Source organism: Mycolicibacterium hodleri (assembly GCF_025822245.1).
GTDB classification, from domain to species: domain Bacteria; phylum Actinomycetota; class Actinomycetes; order Mycobacteriales; family Mycobacteriaceae; genus Mycobacterium; species Mycobacterium hodleri.
The window spans coordinates 1-24,684 of the sequence record NZ_JACKTL010000062.1; the positions used below are offsets into that span (position 1 = coordinate 1).

22 protein-coding genes are annotated in these 24,684 nt (G+C 67.0%); 15 read left to right on the forward strand and 7 right to left on the reverse strand.

Features of this window, described 5'->3' with window-relative positions:
* Positions 1 to 113: 113 nt before the first annotated feature.
* From H7J06_RS25635 to H7J06_RS25645, 3 genes are all read right to left on the reverse strand, one after another.
* Positions 114 to 617: a methylated-DNA--[protein]-cysteine S-methyltransferase gene (locus H7J06_RS25635; protein WP_264042227.1), complete on the reverse strand. Its 504-nt coding sequence runs from the start codon at positions 615 to 617 to the stop codon at positions 114 to 116.
* Positions 617 to 2,116, reverse strand: coding sequence for a DNA-3-methyladenine glycosylase 2 family protein (locus tag H7J06_RS25640; protein ID WP_264042228.1), 1,500 nt, complete (start codon positions 2,114 to 2,116; stop codon positions 617 to 619). The genes H7J06_RS25635 and H7J06_RS25640 overlap by 1 nt, the downstream gene beginning before the upstream one ends.
* Positions 2,117 to 2,260: 144 nt before the next feature.
* Positions 2,261 to 2,722 carry a winged helix-turn-helix transcriptional regulator gene (locus H7J06_RS25645; protein WP_264042229.1) on the reverse strand — a complete coding sequence of 154 codons (462 nt, stop codon included), beginning with the start codon at positions 2,720 to 2,722 and terminating at the stop codon, positions 2,261 to 2,263.
* A gap of 137 nt (positions 2,723 to 2,859) precedes the next feature.
* On the opposite strand from H7J06_RS25645, the gene H7J06_RS25650 reads away from it, so the two are divergent.
* The 7 genes from H7J06_RS25650 to H7J06_RS25680 all read left to right on the forward strand — a co-directional run bounded on the left by H7J06_RS25650 (position 2,860) and on the right by H7J06_RS25680 (position 12,052).
* Positions 2,860 to 3,291 (forward strand): tautomerase family protein, encoded by a 432-nt coding sequence (locus H7J06_RS25650; RefSeq protein WP_264042230.1) that lies wholly within the window; start codon positions 2,860 to 2,862, stop codon positions 3,289 to 3,291.
* 611 nt (positions 3,292 to 3,902) lie between these two features.
* The gene (locus H7J06_RS25655) at positions 3,903 to 4,940 is read left to right on the forward strand and encodes an ABC transporter permease (protein WP_264042231.1); all 1,038 of its coding nucleotides are present in this window, start codon (positions 3,903 to 3,905) and stop codon (positions 4,938 to 4,940) included.
* Positions 4,941 to 4,978: 38 nt separating this feature from the next.
* The gene (locus H7J06_RS25660) at positions 4,979 to 6,070 is read left to right on the forward strand and encodes a substrate-binding domain-containing protein (RefSeq protein ID WP_264042233.1); all 1,092 of its coding nucleotides are present in this window, start codon (positions 4,979 to 4,981) and stop codon (positions 6,068 to 6,070) included.
* Positions 6,071 to 6,094: 24 nt separating this feature from the next.
* Entirely contained in the window at positions 6,095 to 8,608 is a 2,514-nt protein-coding gene (locus H7J06_RS25665; protein WP_264042234.1) for an ATP-binding cassette domain-containing protein, read from the forward strand.
* 26 nt (positions 8,609 to 8,634) lie between these two features.
* Positions 8,635 to 10,023 carry a M24 family metallopeptidase gene (locus H7J06_RS25670; protein ID WP_264042235.1) on the forward strand — a complete coding sequence of 463 codons (1,389 nt, stop codon included), beginning with the start codon at positions 8,635 to 8,637 and terminating at the stop codon, positions 10,021 to 10,023.
* Entirely contained in the window at positions 10,023 to 11,075 is a 1,053-nt protein-coding gene (locus H7J06_RS25675) for a zinc-dependent alcohol dehydrogenase (protein ID WP_264042236.1), read from the forward strand. Before H7J06_RS25670 ends, H7J06_RS25675 begins: the two co-directional genes overlap by 1 nt.
* Positions 11,072 to 12,052 carry a zinc-dependent alcohol dehydrogenase gene (locus H7J06_RS25680; protein WP_264042237.1) on the forward strand — a complete coding sequence of 327 codons (981 nt, stop codon included), beginning with the start codon at positions 11,072 to 11,074 and terminating at the stop codon, positions 12,050 to 12,052. Before H7J06_RS25675 ends, H7J06_RS25680 begins: the two co-directional genes overlap by 4 nt.
* Here the strand turns inward: H7J06_RS25680 and H7J06_RS25685 are convergent.
* Entirely contained in the window at positions 12,042 to 13,118 is a 1,077-nt protein-coding gene (locus tag H7J06_RS25685; RefSeq protein WP_264042238.1) for an SDR family oxidoreductase, read from the reverse strand. The genes H7J06_RS25680 and H7J06_RS25685 overlap by 11 nt on opposite strands.
* A gap of 205 nt (positions 13,119 to 13,323) precedes the next feature.
* Between H7J06_RS25685 and H7J06_RS25690 the strand changes: the two genes are divergently transcribed.
* A complete protein-coding gene (locus tag H7J06_RS25690; protein WP_264042239.1) occupies positions 13,324 to 13,977 on the forward strand; it encodes a helix-turn-helix domain-containing protein in 654 nt (217 codons plus the stop codon).
* A 21-nt stretch (positions 13,978 to 13,998) separates the two neighbouring features.
* On the opposite strand, the gene H7J06_RS32475 is transcribed toward H7J06_RS25690, so the two are convergent.
* Positions 13,999 to 14,676, reverse strand: coding sequence for a GntR family transcriptional regulator (locus H7J06_RS32475; protein WP_264042241.1), 678 nt, complete (start codon positions 14,674 to 14,676; stop codon positions 13,999 to 14,001).
* The gene (locus H7J06_RS25700) at positions 14,649 to 15,173 is read right to left on the reverse strand and encodes a VOC family protein (protein ID WP_264042242.1); all 525 of its coding nucleotides are present in this window, start codon (positions 15,171 to 15,173) and stop codon (positions 14,649 to 14,651) included. Before H7J06_RS25700 ends, H7J06_RS32475 begins: the two co-directional genes overlap by 28 nt.
* A gap of 155 nt (positions 15,174 to 15,328) precedes the next feature.
* Between H7J06_RS25700 and H7J06_RS25705 the strand changes: the two genes are divergently transcribed.
* Both H7J06_RS25705 and H7J06_RS25710 read left to right on the forward strand, forming a co-directional pair.
* Positions 15,329 to 17,545: an alpha-ketoacid dehydrogenase subunit alpha/beta gene (locus H7J06_RS25705; protein WP_264042243.1), complete on the forward strand. Its 2,217-nt coding sequence runs from the start codon at positions 15,329 to 15,331 to the stop codon at positions 17,543 to 17,545.
* Positions 17,545 to 18,885 carry a dihydrolipoamide acetyltransferase family protein gene (locus H7J06_RS25710; protein WP_264042244.1) on the forward strand — a complete coding sequence of 447 codons (1,341 nt, stop codon included), beginning with the start codon at positions 17,545 to 17,547 and terminating at the stop codon, positions 18,883 to 18,885. The genes H7J06_RS25705 and H7J06_RS25710 overlap by 1 nt, the downstream gene beginning before the upstream one ends.
* 28 nt (positions 18,886 to 18,913) lie before the next feature.
* Here the strand turns inward: H7J06_RS25710 and H7J06_RS25715 are convergent, their stop codons facing one another.
* Positions 18,914 to 19,960 (reverse strand): ketopantoate reductase family protein, encoded by a 1,047-nt coding sequence (locus H7J06_RS25715; RefSeq protein WP_264042245.1) that lies wholly within the window; start codon positions 19,958 to 19,960, stop codon positions 18,914 to 18,916.
* Positions 19,961 to 20,238: 278 nt separating this feature from the next.
* On the opposite strand from H7J06_RS25715, the gene H7J06_RS25720 reads away from it, so the two are divergent.
* The 5 genes from H7J06_RS25720 to H7J06_RS25740 all read left to right on the forward strand — a co-directional run bounded on the left by H7J06_RS25720 (position 20,239) and on the right by H7J06_RS25740 (position 24,668).
* Positions 20,239 to 20,535 carry a Dabb family protein gene (locus H7J06_RS25720; RefSeq protein WP_264042246.1) on the forward strand — a complete coding sequence of 99 codons (297 nt, stop codon included), beginning with the start codon at positions 20,239 to 20,241 and terminating at the stop codon, positions 20,533 to 20,535.
* Positions 20,536 to 20,541: 6 nt separating this feature from the next.
* A complete protein-coding gene (locus H7J06_RS25725) occupies positions 20,542 to 21,573 on the forward strand; it encodes a ketopantoate reductase family protein (RefSeq protein ID WP_264042247.1) in 1,032 nt (343 codons plus the stop codon).
* 439 nt (positions 21,574 to 22,012) lie between these two features.
* Positions 22,013 to 22,786 carry an SDR family NAD(P)-dependent oxidoreductase gene (locus H7J06_RS25730; protein WP_264042248.1) on the forward strand — a complete coding sequence of 258 codons (774 nt, stop codon included), beginning with the start codon at positions 22,013 to 22,015 and terminating at the stop codon, positions 22,784 to 22,786.
* A 62-nt stretch (positions 22,787 to 22,848) separates the two neighbouring features.
* Positions 22,849 to 23,907: a 2,3-butanediol dehydrogenase gene (locus H7J06_RS25735; RefSeq protein ID WP_264042250.1), complete on the forward strand. Its 1,059-nt coding sequence runs from the start codon at positions 22,849 to 22,851 to the stop codon at positions 23,905 to 23,907.
* Positions 23,907 to 24,668 (forward strand): SDR family NAD(P)-dependent oxidoreductase, encoded by a 762-nt coding sequence (locus tag H7J06_RS25740; RefSeq protein ID WP_264042251.1) that lies wholly within the window; start codon positions 23,907 to 23,909, stop codon positions 24,666 to 24,668. The genes H7J06_RS25735 and H7J06_RS25740 overlap by 1 nt, the downstream gene beginning before the upstream one ends.
* The last annotated feature ends 16 nt before the right edge of the window (positions 24,669 to 24,684 follow it).

Consider the following 24,684-nt stretch of genomic DNA (forward strand, 5'->3'; position numbering starts at 1 on the left):
AATGATACTGCCCCTTCGGGTGGAAAAGTAGGACACCGCCGAACACCCTTTCACCTAAGGCCCCCAACCACGTTGGGGGCCTTAGGCATTTCCACCAACAATTCGCCGAATTGTCAGTCGAATAGCGTGGCGACTGGAAACAAGCGATTACGTTCCATTTCCAGTAATTGCTTCTTCTTCGGCAGTCCGCCGCCGTATCCCGTCAAGCTTCCATTCGCACCGATCACGCGATGGCATGGCACGATGATGCCGATCGGATTGTGGCCATTCGCCAACCCGACCGCACGCGACGCACCAGGCGAACCAATGTCGAACGCGATCTGACCGTAGGACCGCGTTTCCCCATACGGAATCCTGAGCAGGGCCGCCCACACCCGGCGTTGAAACTCCGTACCGACGAGGTCGAGCTCCACGTCGAAGTCGAGGAGATCGCCGGCGAAGTACGCCTGTAACTGCGCGACGGCGTCGTCGAACTGCGTGTCGTCGGCTTCCCAGCCGTCGCGGCTGGGTTCGTAGGTCTGGTCGACCATCCGCAGATGCCGCAGTCGCCCACCACTGCCCGCCAACGTCAGCGGCCCCACGGGGCTCTCCATGGTGCGAAAGTGCACGGTCTCCATCATTTGTCCTTCCCCGACGGTTTCGGTGGCCAGTAGTTGACGTCGTGCTCTAGCGCCGTCCAAAGATGTTGAGTCGCATAGGCTCTCCACGGTCGCCACCGGCCGCTGCGTTCCAGGAGCACCTTCGGATCAGCCGGCAGTCCCAGCATCTTGGCTGCGGCGAGGACGCCGAGGTCGGTCACCGGGAACGCGTCGGGGTCGCCAAGGCCTCGCATCGCAATCACCTCCGCGGTCCATGGGCCGATGCCGGGCAGGGCGAGCAACTGTTGGCGGGCGCGGTCCCAGTCACACCCCGGATCCAGGACCACGTCCCCGTCCGCGAGCGCGCGGACCAGCGTCGTGAACGTCCGCTGCCGGGTCTTCGGGAACGCGAGATGGGCCGGGTCGACGCAGGCGAGCTGCTCGACACTGGGAAACACACGAGTCAGACCGCCCTTCGGGTCGTCGACCGGGGTCCCGTAGGCCTGCGCCAGACGGCCCGCGTGGGTGCGCGTGGCCTTGACCGAGATCTGTTGGCCGATGACGACCCGCAGCGCCAGCTCCGATTCGTCGACCGTCCTGGGGATGCGTTGGCCCGGTGCCTTGGCGATCAGGGCGCTCAACTTCGCGTCCGCGCTGAGCGCGTCCACCACGGCCTCCGGATCGGCGTCGAGGTCGAGCAGCCGGCGGCACCTGGCGATGGCACTCGACAGATCGCGGAAGTCGTCCAGGACGAGCTCGCACTGCACGTGGTCGGGATGAGGGGTCAGGCTGACGACACCGTTGCCCGCGGCCAGGCGCAGCGTGCGGCGGTAGGCGCCGTCGCGGACCTCCTCGACGCCATGCGCGCCGCTCGCCGCGAGGTGTCCGAACAGCCCCTCGTAGGCGAAGGGCACGCGTACCGGCAGTCGCAGAGTGATCACTCCGGACCCCGTGGACCGACCCGGGCCGAAGGTCGTCCGGGCCCGCTGACGCAAGGCCGTCGGGGTCAGGGCCGTCACGGACATCACCGTCTCGTTGAACTGGCGGATGCTGGAGAAGCCGGCCGCGAAGGCGACGTCGCCAAACGGCAGGTCGGTGGTCTCGATCAGGATCCGTGCGGTCTGGGTGCGCTGCGCTCGCGCCAGCGCGAGGGGATTGGCGCCCACCTCGGCCTGCATCAGCCGTTCGACCTGGCGGGTGGTGTAGCCAAGCCGGTCCGCCAGCCCCGTGACGCCGTCGCGGTCGACGGTGCCGTCGGCGATCAGCCGCATGGCCCGTGCCACCACGTCGCCGCGGACGTTCCACTCCGGTGACCCGGGAGAGGCGTCCGGCCGGCAGCGCTTACAGGCGCGGAAGCCCGCCCGTTGCGCGGCCGCCGCGGTCGGGTGGAATCGCACGTTGCGCGCCAGTGGAGGGCGCACGGGGCAACTGGGCCGGCAATAGATGCCGGTCGTGAGCACCGCCGTGACGAACCAGCCGTCGAACCGGGCGTCCTTGGACTGAACGGCCCGGTAGCAGCGGTCGAAGTCGTCGTACATGCCTAGACACTTACACGCAGCCACCGACAACACTGGCGGAAAACCGACATGAGTGTCCGCAGCAAGTAAGCACGCCGCGGCAGCCGCTGGATTCGACTGCGGTGGAGGCTGATTCGGATGCCCATGCAGGAGGCGAGCCGTGTCTCAGCTGGACGCGGCGAACCCTGGTCCCACCTCGACGGTGACGTCACGCGCGGTCAACTCGGAGCCGCACCGATCGCACGTGTGCAGCACTTCGGCATGTCCACCGCAGTCGCGGTGCCGATACAGCAGGAACGGGCCGTCGGGCGCCATGTACTTGTCGCCCCAGGTACGCAGCGCCATCAAAATCGGGTAGAGGTCCATGCCCTTGTCGGTCAGCCGATATTCGTGGCGAGTGCGGCGTTCGTCCTTGTACGCCGTGCGTTCGAAGATGCCGGCGTCCACCAGTTGCGCCAGTCGCTGGGCGAGCACGGCGCGTGACAGGCCCATCGTGGTCTGGAATTGGTCGAATCGCCGGACGCCCGTAAAGGCTTGGCGCAACAGGATGAGCGTCCATCGGTCTCCGAGCAGCGCGACCGGACGCGCGATCGAGCACTGCTCGTCCTGAAGGTCGTCCCGCGTCACATGGGTCACGGTACCACTTGCGTTCGTTTAACGAACTCAGTAACTTGAGTTCGGGATCAGAACTCAGCGATCCTGCTGCGACCGAGCAGCGCCTCGCATCGTCGGGGTCACGCCACTACTCACGAAGCGAGAACGACATGCCGCTCTATCAGGTGATCGCACAGCGGGACCTGCTCACCGACGACCTTCGTCGCCGGATCGCCGGCGAGATCACGAGGATCCACACGACGAACACCGGGGCACCGGCGGTCTTCGTCAACGTGCTGTTCCAAGACCCCGCCGCGGGCCATCTCTTCACCGCAGGGGAGCCGTCACGAACCACGATCATCGTCGGCAACATCCGCGCGGGCCGCGAGCTCGCCGTGCGGCAAGCGATCCTGCGCGACCTTGCCGAGATGTGGACCGCGCAGACCGGACAGTCCGGCGGAGAGCTGCTGATGTCGATCCAGGAAGTCGACCCCCGCGTGTCGATGGAGGCGGGCCTGCTCATGCCCGCGCCGGGGGAGGAGGATGCCTGGTTCGCCGAGCATGCGGATCAGCTTCGCGAACTCGGGCTGACCGCGCCCTGACACCACCTCCGCGTCTGCCACGGGGCCGGCGCGAAAAAGATGGCAGGACCGCTTCGCGCCGAGCCGAGTCCGACGAGAGCGGCGTCGTACACCGACGATGGACGGCGACAGCAGTTTCGGGCCGTCGATCCGGTGACTACGCCTTTCCGACGATGTCGGTGATGTCGGGACTGCTGTCCGATCTTGAGGGGTAACCCATACGGGTGATGGTCTGAATTCCTCAGCCCGGCCATACGGCCAAGGATGACGCCAGATAGCCCTGCTTGACTAGTCCAGGAGACTCCGCGATTTCGCTTGAGAGTCGCAAAGCCATTGCGCACGTGGAGGATAGAACGCAGGAACAACGGCCGTGCCGTTCGCATCGGAGCAGATGTCGAGCGCGTTGAGATGTCGGTCGTCCATCCGTTCAAAGTACCGCGCATCGAGTGGATCCAGGCTGCTGCCCGACATACCTGATCGTTGCCCGCCGCGGCCGCGTGGCTTGCCGCCGAGTGGCCACACCCTTGTGCGTTTTCATGCAACTACGTACAGTACGACTGAACACCCTGGAGTGACCTCGTTCACAACAGGGGCACGATGTGAAATGTCGTCACAGTGGAGGCGGAGCGACCATGCCAGCAGCACACCCGCAGTCCGACCGCGTCGACGAGAAGCCGAACAAAGCGCCCGCCGCCCGACTCTCGTTGTCGAAGGGGTTGGCAACGGTCGGTGCGTCGACCGTTCTGTTGTTCTTGGTGTGTGCGGTCGTCGCGCCCGCGAGCGTGTCGTTCACGTCGCTGTCGGGCATGCTCCCGGTTGCGGCGGTGCTGGCGATCGCAGGCCTCGGACAGATGCTCGTCGTCCAGCAGGGTGGCATCGACCTCTCGGTGGCCGGCGGAATCTCCCTGGCCGTCGTGATGGTCACGCACATCCCCAACGGGGACGGGTCGCTGCTGGTTCCCGCCATCGGGCTGGCCCTGGTCTTCGCCGTGGTCGCAGGGTTGCTGAGCGGCGTGCTGATCGCCACCCTCGGGCTCAACCCGATCATCGCGACGCTGGGAACCAACGCCGTGCTCTACGGTGTCAACCTCGCCATCTCCAGCGGGCGGCCGCGCACCACGACCGATCTGCTGGCGGGCATCGCGGGCGGGTCGACGGTGGGCATCCCGAACTCGGTGTTCTTCGCCGTCGTCGCCTTGATCGTCGTGGCCGTGCTCGTCAAGCGCACCGTCGCCGGACGCCGGTTCGAGGCAATCGGCGCGAACTGGCGGATGGCGCGCGCGGCCGGCCTCCGGATCCGTCTCCACCAGTCGTTGGCCTACGTGTGGGCGCAGCTGTTGTATTGCCTCGCAGGCATTCTCATCGCGGGCATCACCGCGATGCCGTCGGCCTACGCGGGCGACAGTTACCTGCTCCCCTCCATCGCGGCGGTAGTTCTCGGCGGCACGTCGCTCCTCGGTGGCCGCGGCTTCGCGCTGCCGACGGTCATTGCGGCCGTCTTCCTCCAGCAGCTCATCCAATTCGTCAGCGTGCTCGGCGTGTCCTCGGCCATCTCGCCGTTGGTGCAGGCTGCCGCGCTGGCGATCGGCATCTCGCTCTACACGCTCAACTGGAGGGCGATCCTCAGCCCGTTCACCACGCGGGCCAAACCCGCCGCGGCACCTGCCTGATCGTTGCCGACAACCAGACCACCAGGAAGACGATGCTCATGACTGTACGGTCCACGGTCCTGTTCGGATCGATCGCCGCAGTGGTCGCCCTCGTGGGTGGCTGCACGCCCGCTGGAGAGAAGGCGGCACCCGCGGCCAGCAATTCGGCTTCCACACAGGATGTCCCGTCGTGGTGCGGGCCCAAGCCGATCGACTTCGGCCTGCTCGACGGCAACGGCGGCAACAGCTGGCGGCTGGTGGCGACGGCGACGGGCCAGGAGGAGACCGCAAAGTGCCCCAGCGTGAAGGGCTTCCGCTACGCGGACGGCCAGGGCAACACCCTCAAGGCCATCTCGGACATCAAGGGCATGGTGGCCGCGGGGGTCGACGCGATGGTGGTCTTCCCCGACGCGGGCAAGGCGGTGCTGCCCGCCCTGACCGCCGCGTACCAGGAAGGGGTCGTCACCGTTCCCTACCGCGTCGACCCCGGCGGCAAGGCCGGCGTCAACTACGACGAGTGGATCGGCGACGACTTCGCCAACGACGCCCACAACTGGGCGGCGTGGATCAAGAAGAACGTGCCCAAGGGCGGAAACATCCTGTTCCTCGGCGGCCCGGCCGGATCAAGCCAGAGCACCACCGAATACGAAGCGCTGAGCGGCGATCTGGGCTCGGACTACACGTTCATCGGTCAGACGCCGTTCCAGCCGACCAACTGGGAGCCGACGCTGACGCAGCAACTGCTCACCGCTGACATCGCGAAGTACCCCAAGATCGACGTGATCGTGTCCGACTTCGGGCCCACGCTCGTCAGCGCGCTCCCGCTGTTCGCCAAGAGTGGACGGCCCATCCCGGCACTGGCGACGTCGGACGGCAACTCACTGAGTTGCTTCTGGGCGGACAACCAGAAGACCAACCCGTTCGACATGATCACCGTCACGACGGGAAACGACAACGTGCGGTTGGCCATTCAGCACGCAGTGGCGCTGGCGACGGGCGGCCAGCCCCCGACCGAGAAGGCGTTCAAGGGACCCGTCTTCGAGGATTCGACCGACCCGGCCAAGCCCGTGCAGTGTCGACACGACCTGCCCCCGGACACCTACCTGTCCGCCACGATGCCCGGTGACCAGCAGGCGAAGCTCGATGGCTGAGCCGACGAGACGAAGGACGATGCAGTGACTCAACCGAACGTCGACGTCATGACCGTCGAGAGGACGGGGGACGCAGCGTTGGAGCTGGCGGGCGTCTCCAAGCACTACGCCGGCGTTGCCGCGCTGACCGACGTGTCGCTCGTGGTGTTGCCGGGGGAGGTACACGCCGTCCTGGGTGAGAACGGCGCCGGCAAGTCGACGCTGATGGGCGTCGCCACCGGCGCCGTCACCCCCGACGCGGGCATCATCACGGTACGCGGGGAGGTCGTGACGGGCCTGGATCCCAAAACAGCTGCGCAGCTGGGTATCTCGATCGTCCACCAGCACCCCGCGGTGCTGCCGGATCTGACGGTGCTGGAGAACCTCCAGGTCGCGCTGCCCGACGAGGTCTTCGCCGACGGCCCGACCAACGAGGTGGCGCGCAAGATCCTCGACGGGGTGGGACTGAAGGTCCACCTCGGTGACCGCGTCGAGTCCCTCACTCTCGCGGAGAAGCACCTGCTGGAGATCGCGAAGGGATTCGCCGTCACGCCGAAGATCCTCGTCCTCGACGAACCCACCGCGCCTCTGGCCGCGGACGCGAGCGACATGCTCTTCCGCCGGATCCGCGAGGTCGTCGCCAAGGGCACCGCCGTCGTCTACATCACCCACCGGATGGCCGAGGTTCGGGAGCTGGCCACGCGGGTGACGGTGTTGCGCGACGGCCGGGTGCGCGGCACGTCGACCGTGGCCGCGATCACCGACGGCGAGCTGCTGGAGCTCATCGTGGGCCGAAAACTGGACTCCACGTTCCCCGCCAAACACACCAGCCAGCCCGGTGACCGCCCGAATCTGGTCATCGACGGGCTCTGCGGACCCGGCTTCGATTCGATCTCGGTGTCCGCTGCGCCCGGTGAGATCATCGGCATCGCCGGAGTGGTCGGCAACGGCCAAAGCGAACTGCTCAGGGCGCTGGCGGGGCTGGAGACCTTCACCGGAACCGTCACTGTCGGTGACGGGGTGCACGATGCACGAAATCTGCTGCATCGCAGTGCCTTCGTACCCGCCGACCGGCAGGCCGAAGGCCTGGCGATGAGCCTGTCGGTGCGGGAGAACGCCGCCTTGACGGCGCTGAAGTCGTTCACCAGCGGACCTCTCATCAGTCGCCGTCGCGAAACCGACTCCGTCCGTGCCTCTTTGGAATCGCTCTCAGTCAAGGCGCCGTCGATGGAGGCCGCCGTCTCAGCCCTGTCCGGTGGCAACCAGCAGAAGGTGGTCATCTCGCGCGCCCTGCTCTCGGAACCGGTGCTGCTGGTGGCCGACGAACCCACCCAGGGCGTCGACGTCGGAGCACGTACCGAGATCTACGGCATCCTCCGGGGCGCCTCGGCACGGGGGGTGCCGGTGATCGTGGCGTCTTCGGACGCCAAGGAGCTAGAAGGTCTCTGCGACCAGGTGCTGGTCATGTCGCGCGGTCACGTCGTGGAGACCCTCGTCGGGACCGACGTCACCGAGGAGCGCATCGTCTCCGCCGCCGTGACGTCCACGGCCGAGACGGTCTCGGTGGCCGCGGCGCAGCGCGAAGCGGGCGGTTCGGGGTTCCGTCGACTACTCGCGGGGGACTACTCCCCGGCAATGCTGCTCCTGGTGCTGATGGTGGTGCTTGGCGCCTGCATCGCGCCGGGAAGTGAGCGCTACCTGTCGAGTTTCAACATCTCGACGATCCTGACGGCGGCCACGGCGATCGGGCTCATCGCGATGGGGCAGACCATTGCCTTGCTCATCGGCGGGATCGACCTGTCGGTGGGCCCGCTCGCCGGACTACTGGTGGTGATCTCGTCGTTCTTCGTCGTCGACGGTGCGTCCGCGGCGACCGTCGTCCTCGGACTGGCAGTGATGCTCATCGTCGCCGCCATGGTGGGCGCCATCAACGGATCACTCATTCGCTTCGGCAAATTCACCCCGATCGCCGCCACCCTGACGCTGTACATCGCACTCGGCGGTGTGGCGTTCCTGCTGCGGCCCACTCAGGACGGTTACGTCAGCACCGCATTCCAGAACGCGGTCAACTACCGGGTTGGCCCGCTGCCGGTGGCCTTCGTGGTGTTCGTCGTCATCGCCGTCGGGATGGAGTACGCGCTGCGCCGCCGCAGGCTCGGCTGGAACCTGCGGGCGGTGGGCTCCGACGAACCGTCCGCGCGCCGCATCGGCATCGGCGTCAACAGGACCGTCATCCTCGCCTACGTGGGTTCATCGCTGTTCGTCTTCCTCGGTGCGCTGATGTTCATGGGCCAGTACGGCATTGGCGACCCCGCCCAGGGGTCCGCCTTCACGCTGACCAGCGTCACGGCGGTCGTGCTCGGTGGCACCAGCTTGCTCGGCGGCCGCGGCACCTTCATCGGCACGCTGGTGGGTGCAGTGGCACTGCAGCAGCTGCTCAACGCCACCGCGGTGCTCAATCTCGGCTCGGCAGCACAGTACTTCTTCCAGGGCGCACTCATTCTCATCGCTGCAGTGCTCTACACCGTGGCGCGGTCGCGCCGTGGCACCCGCGTCTAGGAAACGCGCAACCGAAGGGACTTGACATGGACACTGGCACGGCAACATTCGGCACCAATGCGGTTGACTGGGAGAGTCGGATCAACTTCGACCGCCTGCGCGAGGAGCGTCTCGGGCGGTTGAAGGCCGAACTCGAGAAGTCTGACCTGGGCGCGGTGCTGGCCTTCGACTTCTCCAACATCCGGTACATGTCCGCCACCCACATCGGTACGTGGGCGATGGACAAGATGATCCGGTTCTCGCTGCTGACCCGCAATTCGGATCCGATCGTGTGGGACTTCGGTTCTGCGGCGCGACACCACCAGCTGTACAACCCGTGGTTGTCGACCACGACGGCCGAGATGGACGCCGACCCCCACGCGCCTCATCACGGCGCGGTCCGGCCCCGCATCGAATCCGGTGCGCGAGCCGGTATCTCGACCCTGCGCGGGGCGTTCAACCCGGATGCCGGCATCGCCGACGAGGTGGCCCGCAAGATCAAGCGCGAGCTGGAGCGCTTCGAGCTCATCGGCGAGCCACTCGGCGTCGACGTGATCGAGCTGCCCATCCTCTTCGCGCTGCAGAAGGCGGGCATCGACGTCGTCGACGGCCAGCAGGTCTTCCTTGCTGCGCGCTCGATCAAGACGCCCGACGAGATCTCCCTGCTGACCCAGGCCGCGTCGATGGTCGACGCGGCATACGACAAGCTCTACGAGTTCCTGCGGCCGGGCGTCCGGGAGAACGAGACGGTCGGCCTGGTCGCCAAGACCCTCTACGACCTCGGCTCGGAGTACGTGGAGGGCGTCAACGCCATCTCGGGGGAGCGTTGCTCACCGCACCCGCACGTCTACTCCGATCGGATCATCCGGCCGGGCGACCCCGCATTCTTCGACATCCTGCACAGCTACAACGGCTATCGGACGTGCTACTACCGGACCTTCGCGGTGGGCTCGGCCAGCAGTGCGCAGCACGACGCCTACACCAGGGCGCGGGAGTACATGGACCGCGCCATCGCGCTGGTGCGTCCCGGCGCGACGACCGCCGACATCGTGTCGGTGTGGCCCACCGCCCAGGAATTCGGATTTCCCGACGAGGAAGCGGCTTTCGCGCTGCAGTACGGCCACGGCGTCGGCCTGTCGATCTGGGAGAAGCCGATCTTCTCGCGACTGGTGTCCCTGGACCATCCCGAGACGCTCGTCGAGGGGATGTTCTTCGCCCTGGAGACGTACTGGCCGTCCGCCGACGGCATCGGCGCCGCCCGCATCGAGGAGGAGGTCGTGGTGACGGCGACGGGCTGCGAGGTGGTCACGAAGTTCCCCGCCGAGGAACTTCTGGTCACCGGTCAGCGGTACTACTCCGTCGGTGGGCAGTTGCCGGTGGTGCGCAATTCGCAGTCCCACCTCAACACCGCCGCGGGGCGCGGTGAGGAGGGCTGATGCGCGCGTCGGTGTACTACGGCGCGCACGACGTGCGTGTCGAGAACGTGCCGGAGCCCGTCCGCAGGCCCGGTGAGGCAATGCTGCGGGTACTCCGCAGCGGCGTGTGCGGGACGGATGCCACGGAGTGGTCCAGCGGGCCGAAGACGTTCCCCGTCAACCGCGTTCACCCGGTCACTGCGCACAGCGGGCCGATGGTCCTCGGTCACGAGTTCGTCGGCGAGGTGGTCGAGGCGGCCGACGGCGGACACTTCGCCCTCGGCGACGTCGTCGCGTCGGGAGCGGGCGTGTCGTGCGGCGAGTGCGGTCGGTGTCGGGAGGGCCGCACCAACCTGTGCGAGATCTACTACACGTTGGGACTCAACACCGCCGGCGGCATGGCCGAGTTCGTATCGGTGCCCGAGCGGGTGCTGAGCCGGGTGCCCGCCGAGATGTCGCTCGACGGTGCAGGTCTCGCGCAGCCGATGGCGGTCGGCCTGCACGCGGCCAGACGCGCGGGTGCGGTCGACGGGGATCGCGTGGTGCTGATCGGCGCCGGCGCGATCGGGTCGTTCGTGTTGGCCGGGCTGAAGTCACTGGCAGACGTCGACGTCACCGTCGTCGACTTCCCTGGGACGCGGCTGGAGCGGGCGGAGCGGCTCGGCGCGGCCCGGACGGTGGCGGCTGGGACGGACGCCGTGTCGGATCTGCGTGGGGTCGAGGTGGTCATCGAAGCGAGCGGCGCGCCAGGCCAATTGAACAACGCGATCGGGATGGTGCGCACCGGCGGGACCATCCTGCAGGTCGGCCTTCCGTCTCGGCAGCAGGAGGTGGACGTGCACACGCTGGTGATGCGGGAGATCTCCGTCGTCACCACGCTGGCGCACGTGTGCGGGGAGGACCTCGGAGCGGCGCTGGAGATCCTGTCGGCGACCGATCTCGCCAGCGAGGTGCTGGAGTCGGTGCATCCGCTGGAGGACCTACCCGAACAGTTGGAACTACTGGCCACCGGAAAGTTGGAGGGCAAGGTGCTCTTCGACCCGTGGGCCGCGACGACGAAGGAGGACCGGTGAAGGCACTGCAGTACAGAGAGCAGGGAGTGGCCACCGTCGCGGAGCTGAGCGTTCCGCAGATCGCGGAGGACGAGGTGTTGGTGGCCGCCCGCTCGGTGGGGGTCTGCCACTCCGACATCGAACTGCTGGAGGGCCGGTACATCATTCCGTTCGCCTATCCGCTGATCCCGGGCCACGAGTGGTCGGGCGAGGTCGTCGCGGTGGGCGGCAAGGTCACCGGCTTGACTCCCGGTGACCGAGTGGTCGGGGAGTGCGTGATCGGCGCGGATCACTTCGGCTTCTCGATCAGCGGTGCGGCGGCGGAATTCTTCGTCGCCCGTCCCGCGTGGCTGCACCGCCTTCCCGACGAGTTGTCCCACACGATGGGCGCGCTGGTCGAGCCGTTCAGCGTGGCGTACTACGCCTTGGTGCGGGCCGGTGGCGTCGACGCCAGCGACACCGTGGTCGTCCTCGGTGCGGGACCGGTGGGACTGGCGGTGGTGGCAGCCGCGGTGGCGATGGGTGCGGTGGTCGTCGTCGCCGAGCCGTCGCCGGACCGACGCGCGTCGGCCAAAGCCCTTGGCGCACATCACGTGGTGGCCCCCGACGACGTCGAGGACCTGCTGGCCACCCTCACCGGCCGGGGCGGAGCCGACCTGGTGGTCGAAGCCAGCGGCCGGCCCGAGGTGATGGCGCGCGCGCTCGAACTGGTGACCTTCCGCGGGCGCGTCGCCTACATCGGCATCGACGTCGGCAGGGAGGCGCCTGCGAAGCTGGGCTTGATCCAGTCCAAGGAACTGCGCATCACGGGTTCCATTGGCTCACCGGGGGTTTGGCCCGAGACGCTACGGTTCCTGGCGAACAGCGGCATCGACCTGACGGGAATCGTCACGCAGCGCTTCGGCATCGACGACGCCGTGTCGGCGCTCGACGCGGCCCAGCACCCCGAGTCGACGATCAAGGCGCACATCGAGCTGACCGCTCAGCTCACGGCGTGACGCGCGCGGCGCGGTACCGCTCGGCGTAATCGAAGAAGCTGTCCCTGGTGTCGCGGGTACCCGTGAAGCCCGCCTTGCGGCTCTTGTTCATGTCGGTGAGGACCTCGATGTTGCGGCCGAGGTCACCATCGGTGTGCCACCAGGAGGCCACCCGGGACAGGTCCGACTCCACCAGGCCGTGCTCGTCGGCGATCTCGCGCCAGGTGGCCTCCGTGCCCGCCATCGCCGTCTCCAGGGTGCGCGGTTCGCCCGAGAAGCCCTCCCACTCCAGACCGAAGTGGTCGGCGATCTGCGGCCACAGCCACCGCCACCGGAACGCGTCGCCGTTGGCGATGTTGAACGCCTGGTCGCGCCCCGCGTCGTTGCCCGCGGCCCAGAGGATCTGCTCGGCCAACAGTTCGGCGTCGGTCACGTCGGTGACGCCGTTCCACTGCGTCTCCGAGCCGGGAAAGACGAACGGCAGTCCACGTTTCCGGCAGATGGCGGCGTAGGCGCACAGCGTCGCGACCATGTTCATCGCATTGCCGGTCGCATAGCCGAACACGGTGTGCGCCCGGTGCACGCTCCAGGTGAACCCGTTGCGCGCCGCGGAGCTGAAGAGCTCGTCCTCCTGGGCGTAGTAGAAGTTCGGCGCGTCGAGCCTCGGCTCCTCCTCGTGGAAGGGCGTGTCGGGCATCTTGCCGGTGGCGTAAGCCTCGAACGGGCCGAGATAGTGCTTGAGGCCGGTCATCAACGCAACGTGCCGCGTCGAGCCGGATGGTTCCAGTGCGGCCAGCAGGTTGCGCACGGCGCCGCCGTTGACGGCAATGTTCTCGGCTTCGGTGTCCTTGCGGGTCCACGCGGTGATCGCGACGAGTTCGGGAGCGACGCCGTCGAGCGCCTGGGACAGTCCGCTCGGATCGCCGAGGTCGGCCTTGACGGTGCTGACGCCGTCGACGGCGGTACCACTGCGGGACAAGCCGTAGGTCTCCCACCCGTCGGCGATCAGGCTGCGTGCCACTGCCTGGCCGACGATTCCGGTCACCCCCACGACCAGGGCGCGGCCTCGGTTCGACTCAACGGTCATCGGATTCCTTCCATCGGGACACGGGGCGGGTTCACTCCGGTTGACACCAATGTTCAGTGTAAATGAACGTTTGCCTAATCAGAAGGCCGGCTGTCGACCCGAAGCGGCATGTCGGCCACGTCAATCCCCTGTTCACGGCGCAAAACGTGCAGTATTGCTAATCTTCTAACGGCCACTACGACACCGGCCAGGACGGGGGACACCGATGGATCAACTGGGTCAACGGCTCAAGGCCATCAGGCTGCAGGCCGGCGTCTCGCTCCGCGAACTCGCGCGGCAGGCCGACGTGTCCCCGTCGCTCGTCTCGCAGATCGAGAATGGCAAGTCCCAGCCCTCCGTCGCAACGTTGTATGCCATTTCGCAGCTTCTCAACGTCTCGGTCGACGAACTGTTCGAGGACGAACCCACGGCGGTCCCGGTCGCCGCCGCGCGCAACCGCGGCACAGCCAACGGCACCGCAGGCACGAACGGGCGGATGGACCCGGTACACGCCTGGCGACCAACCGAATACGCGAACCGGGTGTCGGTCGTGCACCCGTCGCACCGCCCCTCCCTGGCAATGGCCGAGGGCGTGATGTGGGAGCGGCTCGCGGCGACCCCGGAACACGGCGTCAACTTCATGAAGATCACCTACGCGCCCGGCGCCACGTCGAGCGACGGTGACCACCTCTCGATCCACGACGGCTACGAGTACGGCTTCGTGGTGGCGGGCGAGGTCGAGATCACCGTCGGCGGCGAGGTCTTTCTGCTGCGCGAAGGTGAGTCGCTTGGCTTCGACTCGAACATTCCCCACGTGCTGCGCAACCCGGGACCGGAACAGTTCGAGGGCGTCTGGTTCGTTCACGGCCGCGATCACTGAGGGGGCGGCGCTCGTGCCCGCCTACTCGAACACCTCTGAGTGGCGCGCCAACTGGAGGCGGGTGCGGCGGATGTGGCCCAGCAGCACGCGCTCAGCCTCCTCGCAGTCCTGCTCCCGGATGGCCGTCACCAGCATGTGGTGTTCGTCGTGCAGGATTCGGTTGCCGTCGAGGTCGAGGAGACGGGTAAACGCGCGTCGGTAGTGCTGGGTGGTGTTCCACAGCCGCTCGACCGTCGGCCCGAGAAAGCTGGTCCGTGCGCCGGCATAGCTTCCAAGGTGGAACGCGCGGTCCAGCTCGAGGAACTCCTCGACGTCGCGGGCGCGTTCCATCTCCCCGACCAGTTCGGTCAGCCGGTCAATCTGATCCTCGCGCAGCGCAGGCATGCTGTAGCGCAGCAACAGTGGCTCGATCCGCTCGCGCACCTGGTACAGCTCGACGCACTCGTCGAGGCTCAACCGGGCGATCCACGCGCCCGTGTTGGCCACCGTCGTGATCAGCCCCTCGGACTCGAGTATGCGCAACGCCTCGCGCACGGGAACGCGACTGGCGCCGAACTGCGCCGCGAGTTCCTCCTGGCGCAACCGCGTCCCCGGCGGATGGGCGCCGTGCAGGATTGCCGAACGCAGTTCGTCGGCGACGCGGGCCCCGGTGATCCCGTCGCGGACGCGGATTACTCCGCCGGCCGGTTCGGGTTCCACAGCAGCACCTCGGCCTCCTTCTCGTAGGCCTTGCCGTTCGGAAAGCTCACCAGCTCGAACTGCATCCCCCACGGGCTCAGAAAGTACACCCAGCGCTGTCCCTCGCTCGCGTTCCGGCTCGGGGTCGGTTCGCCCAGAACGCGGATCCCTTCGGCGCGAAGGTAGCCCACGGCGGCGTCCAGGTCGTGGACGTAGAACGCAAGGTGGTGGCCGCCGACGTCGCTGTTGCGCGGGATCGGGGCCTGCCCGTCGGCGGGTTCGTACTGAAACACCTCGAAGTTGGCTCCCGTGCCACAGCGGTAGAAGCGCAGTTCGCGCATCACCGTGCGTGGGTGCACGTTGAGGTGTTCGCGCATCCAGTCGTCGTCGTGCTCGAACGGCCCCAGCGAGTAGACGGGGGTGCAGCCGAGGACGCGGACGAAGAAATCGTGGGCCTCCTCCAGATCCGGCACGGTGAATCCGATGTGGTCGGTGCCGACCAGGCCGGGCAAAGGCATGTCACTCCTCGGTGGTAGTGGATCCAATAGTGCCCAGAATAAGCACAAAGGGGTGATTCGTGGGCCAACTCTAGCCAAATTGGATCCAATAGAGTTATGTTGGTGTGGTCGCGCTCACTCTGGTCGAGCGCTGCCGCCAACCGAGATGAGGGTCCATGCCACTCGAACGCAGCCTTGAGACACATGCTTCATGGGTCGAGCTGACGACCACGGAAGACGACTGGAAGGCCGCCGACCCGGCGCTTCTCGCGACGATGCTCGTCGAGTTGCATCTCATCCGTGCCTTCGAGGAGACGGTGCTCGAGCTCGCGGGGGAGGGCCTCGTGCACGGCCCCGCACACTCCAGCATCGGACAGGAGGGTGGCGCGGTGGGATCCATCGTCGGACTGCGGTCCACCGACGCGGTCAACGGCTCACATCGCGGGCACCACCAATTCCTGGCCAAGGCGCTCACACACGTCAGCGGTGGCGCGCTCGACCCGGCCGACGTGGTGACCCCGAAGATCCAGCGGGTGTTGCAGCGCACGCTGGCCGAGATCCTGGGACTGAAACAGGGGTACTGCAAGGGCCGTGGCGGCTCGATGCACCTGCAGTGGTTCGAGGCGGGCGCGCTCGGAACCAACGCCATCGTCGGCGGCGGCGTGCCGATGGGCGCGGGCAATGCCTGGGCACAGAAGCACAGCGGCACGACCGATCTCACCATCAGCTACTTCGGCGACGGCTCCAGCCAGATCGGCTCGGTGCTCGAGACCATGAACCTCGCGGCGGTGTGGAAGCTGCCGTTCTGCTTCTTCATCGAGAACAACCTCTACGCCGTGTCCACGCACGTCGACGAGATCACCGCCGACACCCGTCTCTCGGTGCGTGGCCAGGGCTTCGGCATCCCCGGGTGGCGCGTCGACGGAATGGATCCGCTCGCCGTGCATCTCGCGACGCAGCAGGCCGCCGAGCGGATGCGCAGCGGGGAGGGCCCGGCCGTCGTCGAAGCCGAGGTGTACAGATTCTTCCACCAGAACGGCCCCTATCCGGGAAGCGCCTTCGGCTACCGCCAGAAGGAGGAGGAAGCAGAGTGGAAGCAACGTGATCCGCTGGAGCGGGTGGCGCGCGAGATGATCGCGCTCGGCCTCGTCGACGAGGCGGGTGTCGCGTCGGTGCGCACCCAGGCGCAGGAGGCCATGACCGCAGTGGCCGCCGAGCTCACCGAGCGTGACCCCGACAAGGACGGCAAGCGCCGGATCCGCGAGGACCTGTGGCCCGATCCCGGGTTCGTCAACGTCGGCGTCCGCGGCGACGCGAGCGAGCTCGACGAGCTGACCGCAATGGATCCCCTCGACTACGAAGGCCCCTGGCGCAAGACGAAGTTCGTCGACGCGGTCGCCGGTGTCATGGACCGCCGAATGGAGACCGACGAGCGCATCGTGGTGTTCGGCGAGGACGTGCACCGACTCGGCGGCGGCACCAACGGCGCCACCAAGGGACTCGCCAAGTATGGCGACGAGCGGGTGATCGGAACCCCGATCAGCGAGAACGCCTTCACTGGCGTCGGGGGTGGGTTGGCGCTCGACGGCAGGTTCCGGCCCGTCGTCGAATTCATGTACCCCGACTTCATGTGGGTCGCCGCCGATCAGGTGTTCAACCAGATCGGCAAGGCGCGCCACATGTTCGGCGGGGAGAACCCGGTGCCGTTCGTGCTGCGGACCAAGGTGGCGATGGGGTCGGGCTACGGCTCCCAGCATCTGATGGACCCGGCGGGCGTGTTCTCCAGCAGTCCCGGTTGGCGGATCGTGGCACCCTCCACCGCCGCCGATTACGTGGGTTTGATGAATGCTGCTCTGGCGCTGCAGGATCCGGTGCTGGTAATCGAACACATCGACCTGTACGCCAAGGCCGACGAGGTACCAGAGGGAGATCTGGACTACGTGATCCCGCCCGGAAACGCGGCAGTTCGTCGACGGGGCACCGAGGTCACGGTCATCAGCTATCTGTCGATGGTCGCCCGGTGCGTGGAGGCCATCGAGCAGACCGGGGTGGACGCCGAACTCGTCGACCTGCGCTGGCTGGACCGTGCATCCATCGACTGGGACACGATCGCCGCGAGCGTGAAGAAGACCAACGCCGTGCTGATCGTCGAGCAGGGGGCGCGGGGCAGTTCCTATGGCGGGTGGTTGGCCGACGAGATTCAGCGGCGGTTGTTCGACTGGCTGGACCAACCCGTCGAGCGAGTCTCGGGAGGGGAGGCCTCGCCGAGTATCTCGAAGGTGTTGGAGCGAGCCGCGATTGCAGGCACCGAGGAAGTCGTCGCAGGCCTGGAAAAGATCAGAGTCGGCATGGGACAGCCCGTGACGAGCGAAACGACGGGAAGTAATCGCTGATGCCCACTGTCGTACGGATGCCCGAGGTGCTCGCCAACGCCACCGAGGCCGTGATCCAGTCCTGGCTCGTCACGGAGGGTCAGGAGATCAAGGTCGGGGACGCGCTGGCTGAAGTCGAAACCGAGAAGGCCGTGGTCGAACTGGCCGCCGAGGTCGCCGGCGTGCTGGCACGGTTGATCGCCGAACCGGGCGCAACCATCGCCGTCGGCGACCCGATCGCGATCGTGTTGGCCCCCGGAGAGAGCGACGCCGACCTCGACGCCGAACCCCCGGCCGACCCGGCGCCCGCCACCCCCGATGCCGACCCCGACCTGGAGGCCGACGCCGTCGCCGACCCCGACTCGGCAGCCCCCGTGCTGGAGGCCGCGTCGCAGCGCGAATCGGCACCCGTGCGCGCAGCGGCCAACCAGCAGACCGCCGAACCCGAGCGCGAGGCGCCGCCAAGGGTGTCACCCGACACCAACCGCACACGCCTCTTCGCCACACCCCTGGTGCGAAAGCTGGCCGGCGAGAAGAACATCGACCTCACCACGGTGACGGGGACCGGGCCCGGCGGACGGATCGTGCGCCGCGACCTCGACAGGTTGGCCGTAGCACAGCCGGCGGCCGTCGACGCGCCAGCAGCCGAGCCGGCGCCACCGTCGACGCCCGTCGTGGCCGACGGTTTCACCGACGAGCCGCTCACCGGCATGCGCAAGGCGATCGCCCGGCGCCTCACCGAGAGCAAGACCACCGTGCCGCACTTCTACGTCAAGGCGGACTGTCGGGTGGATGCGCTGATGGAGCTGCGCCGCTCGGTCAACGAGGCTGCGGCGGTCAAGGTTTCGCTCAACGACTTCGTGTTGAAGGCTGCTGCCGGTGCTCTCGTCGAGGTACCCGAGGCCAACTCGATCTGGAACGACACGTCGATACGGCGCTTCGAGAAGGTCGACCTCGCGGTCGCCGTGGCCGTCGACGGGGGTCTGCTCACCCCGGTGTTGCGGGGCGTGGACCGGATGTCGCTGTCCGTCGTGGCGAGCACCGTCGCCGACCTCGCGCAGCGGGCCCGAGAGGGTCGGCTCAAGCAGGCCGAGCTCGAGGGCGGCAGCTTCTCGGTGTCGAATCTCGGGATGTACGGGGTGAGCGAGTTCTCGGCGATCCTCAACCCGCCACAGTCCGGCATCCTTGCCGTCGGGGGCGCGGCGCCCCGTCCGGTCGTCGTGGACGGCGAATTGGCCACCGCCACCGTCATGACGGTGACGCTGTCGGCCGACCATCGGGTGATCGACGGCGCGGTCGCCGCCCAATGGATGGCGGCGTTCGTCAGACGCATCGAGAACCCGTTGGCGATCCTGGTGTAGGGGACTCGGCGGTACCCGGATACAGCCGTCAGTCGGTGAGAGCGCGGGCGGCAACCAAGAGATCGGCGTTGTCCAAACTCGGCTCCAGGTCCCCAGATTCGATCCTGTTGGCGATCTGCAGGATTGCCTCGTTCACCGACGCGCTGCCGCCGACCTTCCGACGGGTCTCGACGATGTAGCCGTTGTACGCGTCGAGTTCGGCATGCCGCTTCTTGTCCCAATCCTGCAGCACCGCAACGCGAGTGTCCTCCAGCGAGTAGGACTTCAGAACGGCGTCGAGCAGGTCCAGGGCGTACTGATCCGAATCGGAAACGTCTCGGGCGGTCATGCCGAAGATCGGCACCATCGCGATGCCGAGTTCTCGGGCCAATGCGTAGGCCTCGCGAGACGCCTCGTCCATGGTCTCCCGGACGCCGGGGACGTGGACCGCGGTGAGAAGGGGCACGCCGAGGATGGCCGAGGGGAGCATCTCGGGGATGTTGGCCAAGAGCTTCATCCACTTCGACGCTCTGATGTCGCGCGAGGTCTCGGTCACCGCGGCGGTGGACAGCACGGCGCGTACGTTCTCCAGTTGCGGGGTCGGGGCGCCGCCATACGTTCCGACGGTGGTCCAGGTATCCGCACGCGACACTTGGCGGTTCACGACGCCGGGCTCGAACATGTTGGCCGCGATGCCCAATACGGCGCCGACGGTTCGCTCGGGGCCCACGATGTCGGCTACGTCGTCGATGGTCATGCCGTTCTGGAGGCCGACGACGACGGACTCCTCGTGAAGCAGCGGCTTGAGCAGTTCGACCGCCCAGCGGGTGTCGTAGGTCTTGACGCTGACGAACACGATGTCGAACGGGCGACGAAGTTCGGCGACCTGACACAGGTGGTACGCGTCTATCTCAGTACGCTCGACCGTGCCGTCGGGGAAGTTGACGGTGAGGCCGTCGGTCCGCATCGCCACGACGTGGGCCGGCCACTGGTCGACGTAGGTGACCGACAACCCGGCGCGGACCATGTCGGCGCCGAGCGAGGCCCCATTGGCTCCTGTCCCGACCACCGCGATGTTGAGCTCTTCGATGCTCATCGCGCACCTTCTTCCGTGGGCTGTGTTTAGCATCATGCTACATACGGGACCACGAAGTACACGAGCACTTCAACGAGCTGCGACGCCGGCCGGTGTCGACGCTGAGGTCTCCTTCGGCCACGTCGGAAATGTATTCGATTGTGGCTCAGCGCTTGTCGCAGCGACGTCCTTCGTCGCACGATTCGTCGAAAGTCGAACCAGTTTTTCATGGAGTCGACACGGCTTCGATGTTAATCTCCATTGCACACTGTCGTCGCACGTGATTCGAGGAGCAGTTCGTGATCAGACACATCGTGGCATTCGAACTCGACACGCCCGACGACGAGGCGCGGCAGGCGCACATCCAGCGGATGCAGGACGTACTGGAAGCGCTGGCGACGCTCGACGAGGTCGAATCGATCACGGTGCGCCCGGATCTGGGGACCGCTGAGGGGCACTGGGACGTGGTGTTGGTGTCCGAGCACCGGTCGAACGCCGCCCTTGAGGCCTATCAGGTGCACCCAGAGCACCAGAAGGCGGCCAAGATTGCGGGCGAATTCGTCGCCCGGCGAGCCATCGTCGACTACGAATACTGAGCAGCCATGACGTCGATTGCGATCGTGGGAACTGGCGCCAATGGCGCAGCCATCGGTGCGGACTTGGCTGAGGCTGGCCACGACGTCACCTTCATCGAGCAGTGGCCGGCCCATGTCGAGGCGATCCGTCAGCATGGAATCCGCGTCGAGACACCCGAGGAGAAGGTGTCGGCGAAGGTGCCGGTCCTGCACTTCTGTGAGGTGGCCACCCTGCGACGCAGGTTCGACGTGGTGTTGATGCTCGTCAAGGCCTACGACACGCGCTGGGCGTGTGAGCTGATCAAGCCCTACCTCGCCGACGACGGAATCGCCGTCGGCGTTCAGAACGGCATGACCGTCGACGACATGGCCGAGATCATCGGCGCAGAGCGGACATTGGGCTCCGTCATCGAGATCTCGTCGACGATGTTCGAGCCGGGCGTGGTCGACCGTCACTCGCCGCGGTCTCGCAGCTGGTTCGCGGTGGGCAGCCTCGGGTCGGCCACGGCCGGCCGGGAGGAGGAGGTGGCGTCCTTGCTGCGCCACTCCGGAGCCGTCGACGTCGTGGACGACATCCGGTCGGCCAAGTGGATGAAGCTCGTCATCAACGCCGCCGAACTCGTTCCGTCAGCCATCCTCGATCTGTCGATCGTCGAGGCGGGGCATCATCCCGGGATGAAGGACGTGATGCTGCAGGCCGGCTACGAAGCGGTCGACGCCGCGCTCGCCGCCGGCCAATCGGTGGTGCCGATCTTCGGCCTCACCTCGGTGGACGACACCAATCCGCACGGCTTCGTCGACACGCTGATGGACGTGCTCCTCGAGAAGTACGTCCTTTCGCACACGCTGTCCACCGTGCTCCAGGACTGGATGAAGTCCCGTCGCAGCGAGGTCGACCAGATCAACGGGCGGGTCGTCGAGGAGTTGGGTCGGGTCGGGCGGCTAGCGCCGGTCAACGACGCGGTCGTTCAGCTTGCCCACCGCATCGAACGGGGCGAGTTGACGCGCTCCACCGACAACGTGGCGGCCTTGCGCGAGGCTCTTTCAACACCGGTCTAGCCGAATCTCCGGTTTCGCCTGCACCGGGGCTGTCTCTGGTTGCCTGTTCCCCGGGGCGGATCTGGCTGAAGTGCCAGGACCGCTGCTTCGGGCACGTTCGACGTAGGCGTTCGCGTGGTCCTTGCCTACCTTCGCGATGGACCTTCCCCGGCGCGGAATTGGTTGACACCATCACGGCGAGTGTTTAGTGTCATGAATCAGTCCGTGTGTGACGCTCGTCGCAATCGGAGAACGTCGCTGCCTCGGCCTCCGAGGAGCCAGGAGTCGCTCGGCACGACTGACCTGCAGCATCACGGGTCATCTCGATCTTGGGCGGGTCACCCTGCGACGGTCACCCGAATGACGGCCGCCCCCGGACTGCTCGACGGGTTGTCCACCAGGACCGAACACCCGCGAGCGCGGAGACCGAATGCACGAACGGCGAACAGGACATCACGAGATGACTACCGAATGGTCCTTCGAAGGACGGTCTGCGATCGTGACCGGTGCGGGCAGTGGCATCGGCAAGGCGGTGACGCTCACCCTCGCCGCCGCAGGCGCGAAGGTGCTGGCCGTCGACGTCGACGGTGACGCAGCGAAGGCGACCGCACACGAGGCGACGTCGTCGGTCGTGCCGTACCGGGCCGACGTCGCCGATCGAACACAGGTGTTCGGCTATGTGGACGCCGCCGCGGCCGAGCACGGCGCGCCCACGTTGTTCTTCAACAACGCCGGCGTCGAGGGTGTGCACAAGTCGATTCTGGACACCGATCCCGCCGACTGGCTGCGCGTCATCGACGTCAACCTCAACAGCATGTTCTGGGGACTTCAGGCGGTGCTGCCCCACATGGTGGCCGAAGGTGCTGGCGCCGTGGTCAATACGGGGTCGATTCTCAGTCTGAAGTCCGCGCCCGACAGGTCCGACTACGTGGTCACCAAACACGCCGTCCTGGGTCTCACGCGCAGCGCTGCCAGCGAGATGGCAGCACACGGCATCAGGGTCAACTGCCTGTGCCCGGGTCCCGTCGAGACTCCGCTGATGCGCCGCTCCGAACTCCTCGTCAACCCCGAGGATCCCGACTGGGAGAGGCGCCGATTCGAGGAGGGCACGCCGATCGGCCGCTATGCCTCGCCCCGCGAGATCGCCGAGACCGTCATGTTCCTGCTTCGTGGTGACGTGGGCTACCAGACCGGGTCGGCGGTCGTCATCGACGGAGGCATCACCAGTGTCTGAGACATGCTGCCCACCGACCTCCACACGATCAATCCGCTGAAATAGGAAGAGGGAGAAACGAAATGCGCGCCGCCATTTTCTACGACGAGCACGACATCCGTGTAGAGGACGTGGCCGACCCGGGTCCGCTGAAGCGGGGTCAGGTCCGACTGCGTCCCATCCTGTGCGGTATCTGCGGGACGGACCTCCACGAGTACCTCGCAGGGCCGATCGTCATCCCGACGTCGCCTCACCCCCTCACGGGGTCGGCCGCGCCGCAGGTGCTCGGACACGAGCTGTCCGCCCGTGTCCTCGAAGTGGCCGACGACGTCTCCTCGGTGTCCGTGGGAGACCGAGTGTCCGTGCAGCCGTTGATCTTCTGCGGGGAGTGTTACTTCTGCCGGCGTGGCCTCAACCACCTGTGCGTCCAGATGGCCTGCGTTGGACTCAGCTTCGACGGCGGAGGGATCTCCGAACAACTGGTGCTCGACGCCAGCCAGGTGAGCGTGCTCCCCGACACGGTCAGCGACGAGCAGGGCGCGTTGATCGAGCCGTCGGCAGTCGCCGCCTACGGCGTCGACCGGACCGGGTTCACGGCAGGAGACTCGATCCTCATCACCGGCGCCGGGCCCATCGGCGCCCTGTCCGCGCTGTACGCCCACGTAGCCGGCGCCTCGCAGATCATCATCTCCGAGCCCAATCCGAAACGTCGTGCGCTGGCTGCGTCCTTCGGCATCGCGACGATCCTCGACCCCACGTCCGACGACGTCACCACGGCGGTCAAGGACATGACGGGCGGCGTCGGCGTCGACGTGGCCGCGGAGTGCTCGGGGTCCGAACCTGGCCTGAACGCGGCGTTGAACGCCGTACGCTCGCACGGCACCGTCACCCAGGTGGGGTTGCACGTCAAGCCCGCATCCTTCGATCCGATGAACCTGTCCAACCGCGATCTGAGCCTGATCGGAACGTGGTGCTACCCGGTCACGGACTGGCCGCGGATCATCGCGCTGGTGGCGTCGGGCCGATTCCCGGTGGAGAAGGCGGTCAGTGACGTCGTGCCGGTCGCCGACATCGTCGAGCGTGGCTTCGACCGCCTGCTCGACCCGAACGGTGACGCGCAGAAGATCCTGGTGGAGGTCTGATGAGTCCCGTCGCCCTGGTGACCGGTGCCGCGGGCGGCATCGGACGCGAGACCGTGAAGGCATTCCTGGACAACGGATACGACGTGGTGGCGGTCGATGCCGTCGACGCCGTTCATCAGCTGCCCGAGGAGCTGGGAGTCGACGGCGCGCGCGTCACCACCACGGTCACGGACATCACCGACGAGCGGAGCGTCAGCGCGCTGGCCTCCGAGGTCGGCTCCGTCCACGGCCGACTGAATACGATCGCGTTGGTCGCCGGTGTCGTGCAGAGCGCGGCCGCCGTGACCGAGCTGGATCCCGCGGAGTTCCGAAAGGTGATGGACGTCAACCTCACCGGACCCTTCCTGCTGACCCGGTCGCTGACGCCCCTGCTGTCCCGTGACGGCGGCAGCATCACCTTCATCTCGTCCTGGTGGGGCCGTTCCGGGCACGCCTACTTCTCGTCCTACTGCGCCTCCAAGGCCGCCGTCATCGTGTTCGCACAGGCGCTGGCCGAGGAGTTGGCCCCAGACATCCGGGTGAACACGGTGTGCCCGGGGAACATCGACACGAAGATGCACCGCGCGGCCCTGCACACCGAAGCCGCCGAGCGTGGAATCACGTTCGAAGAGATGAAGGACATCGAGTGGGCGAAGATCCCGCTCAAGATCGCGGGACCGCCGTCGGCCATCGCCGATGCCCTGGTCTGGCTGGCGTCCCCGGCGGCGTCGTACGTCACCGGGGCGTCGCTGGACGTCAACGGGGGCGTCGTCTTCCACTGACGGCGCCATGACACGG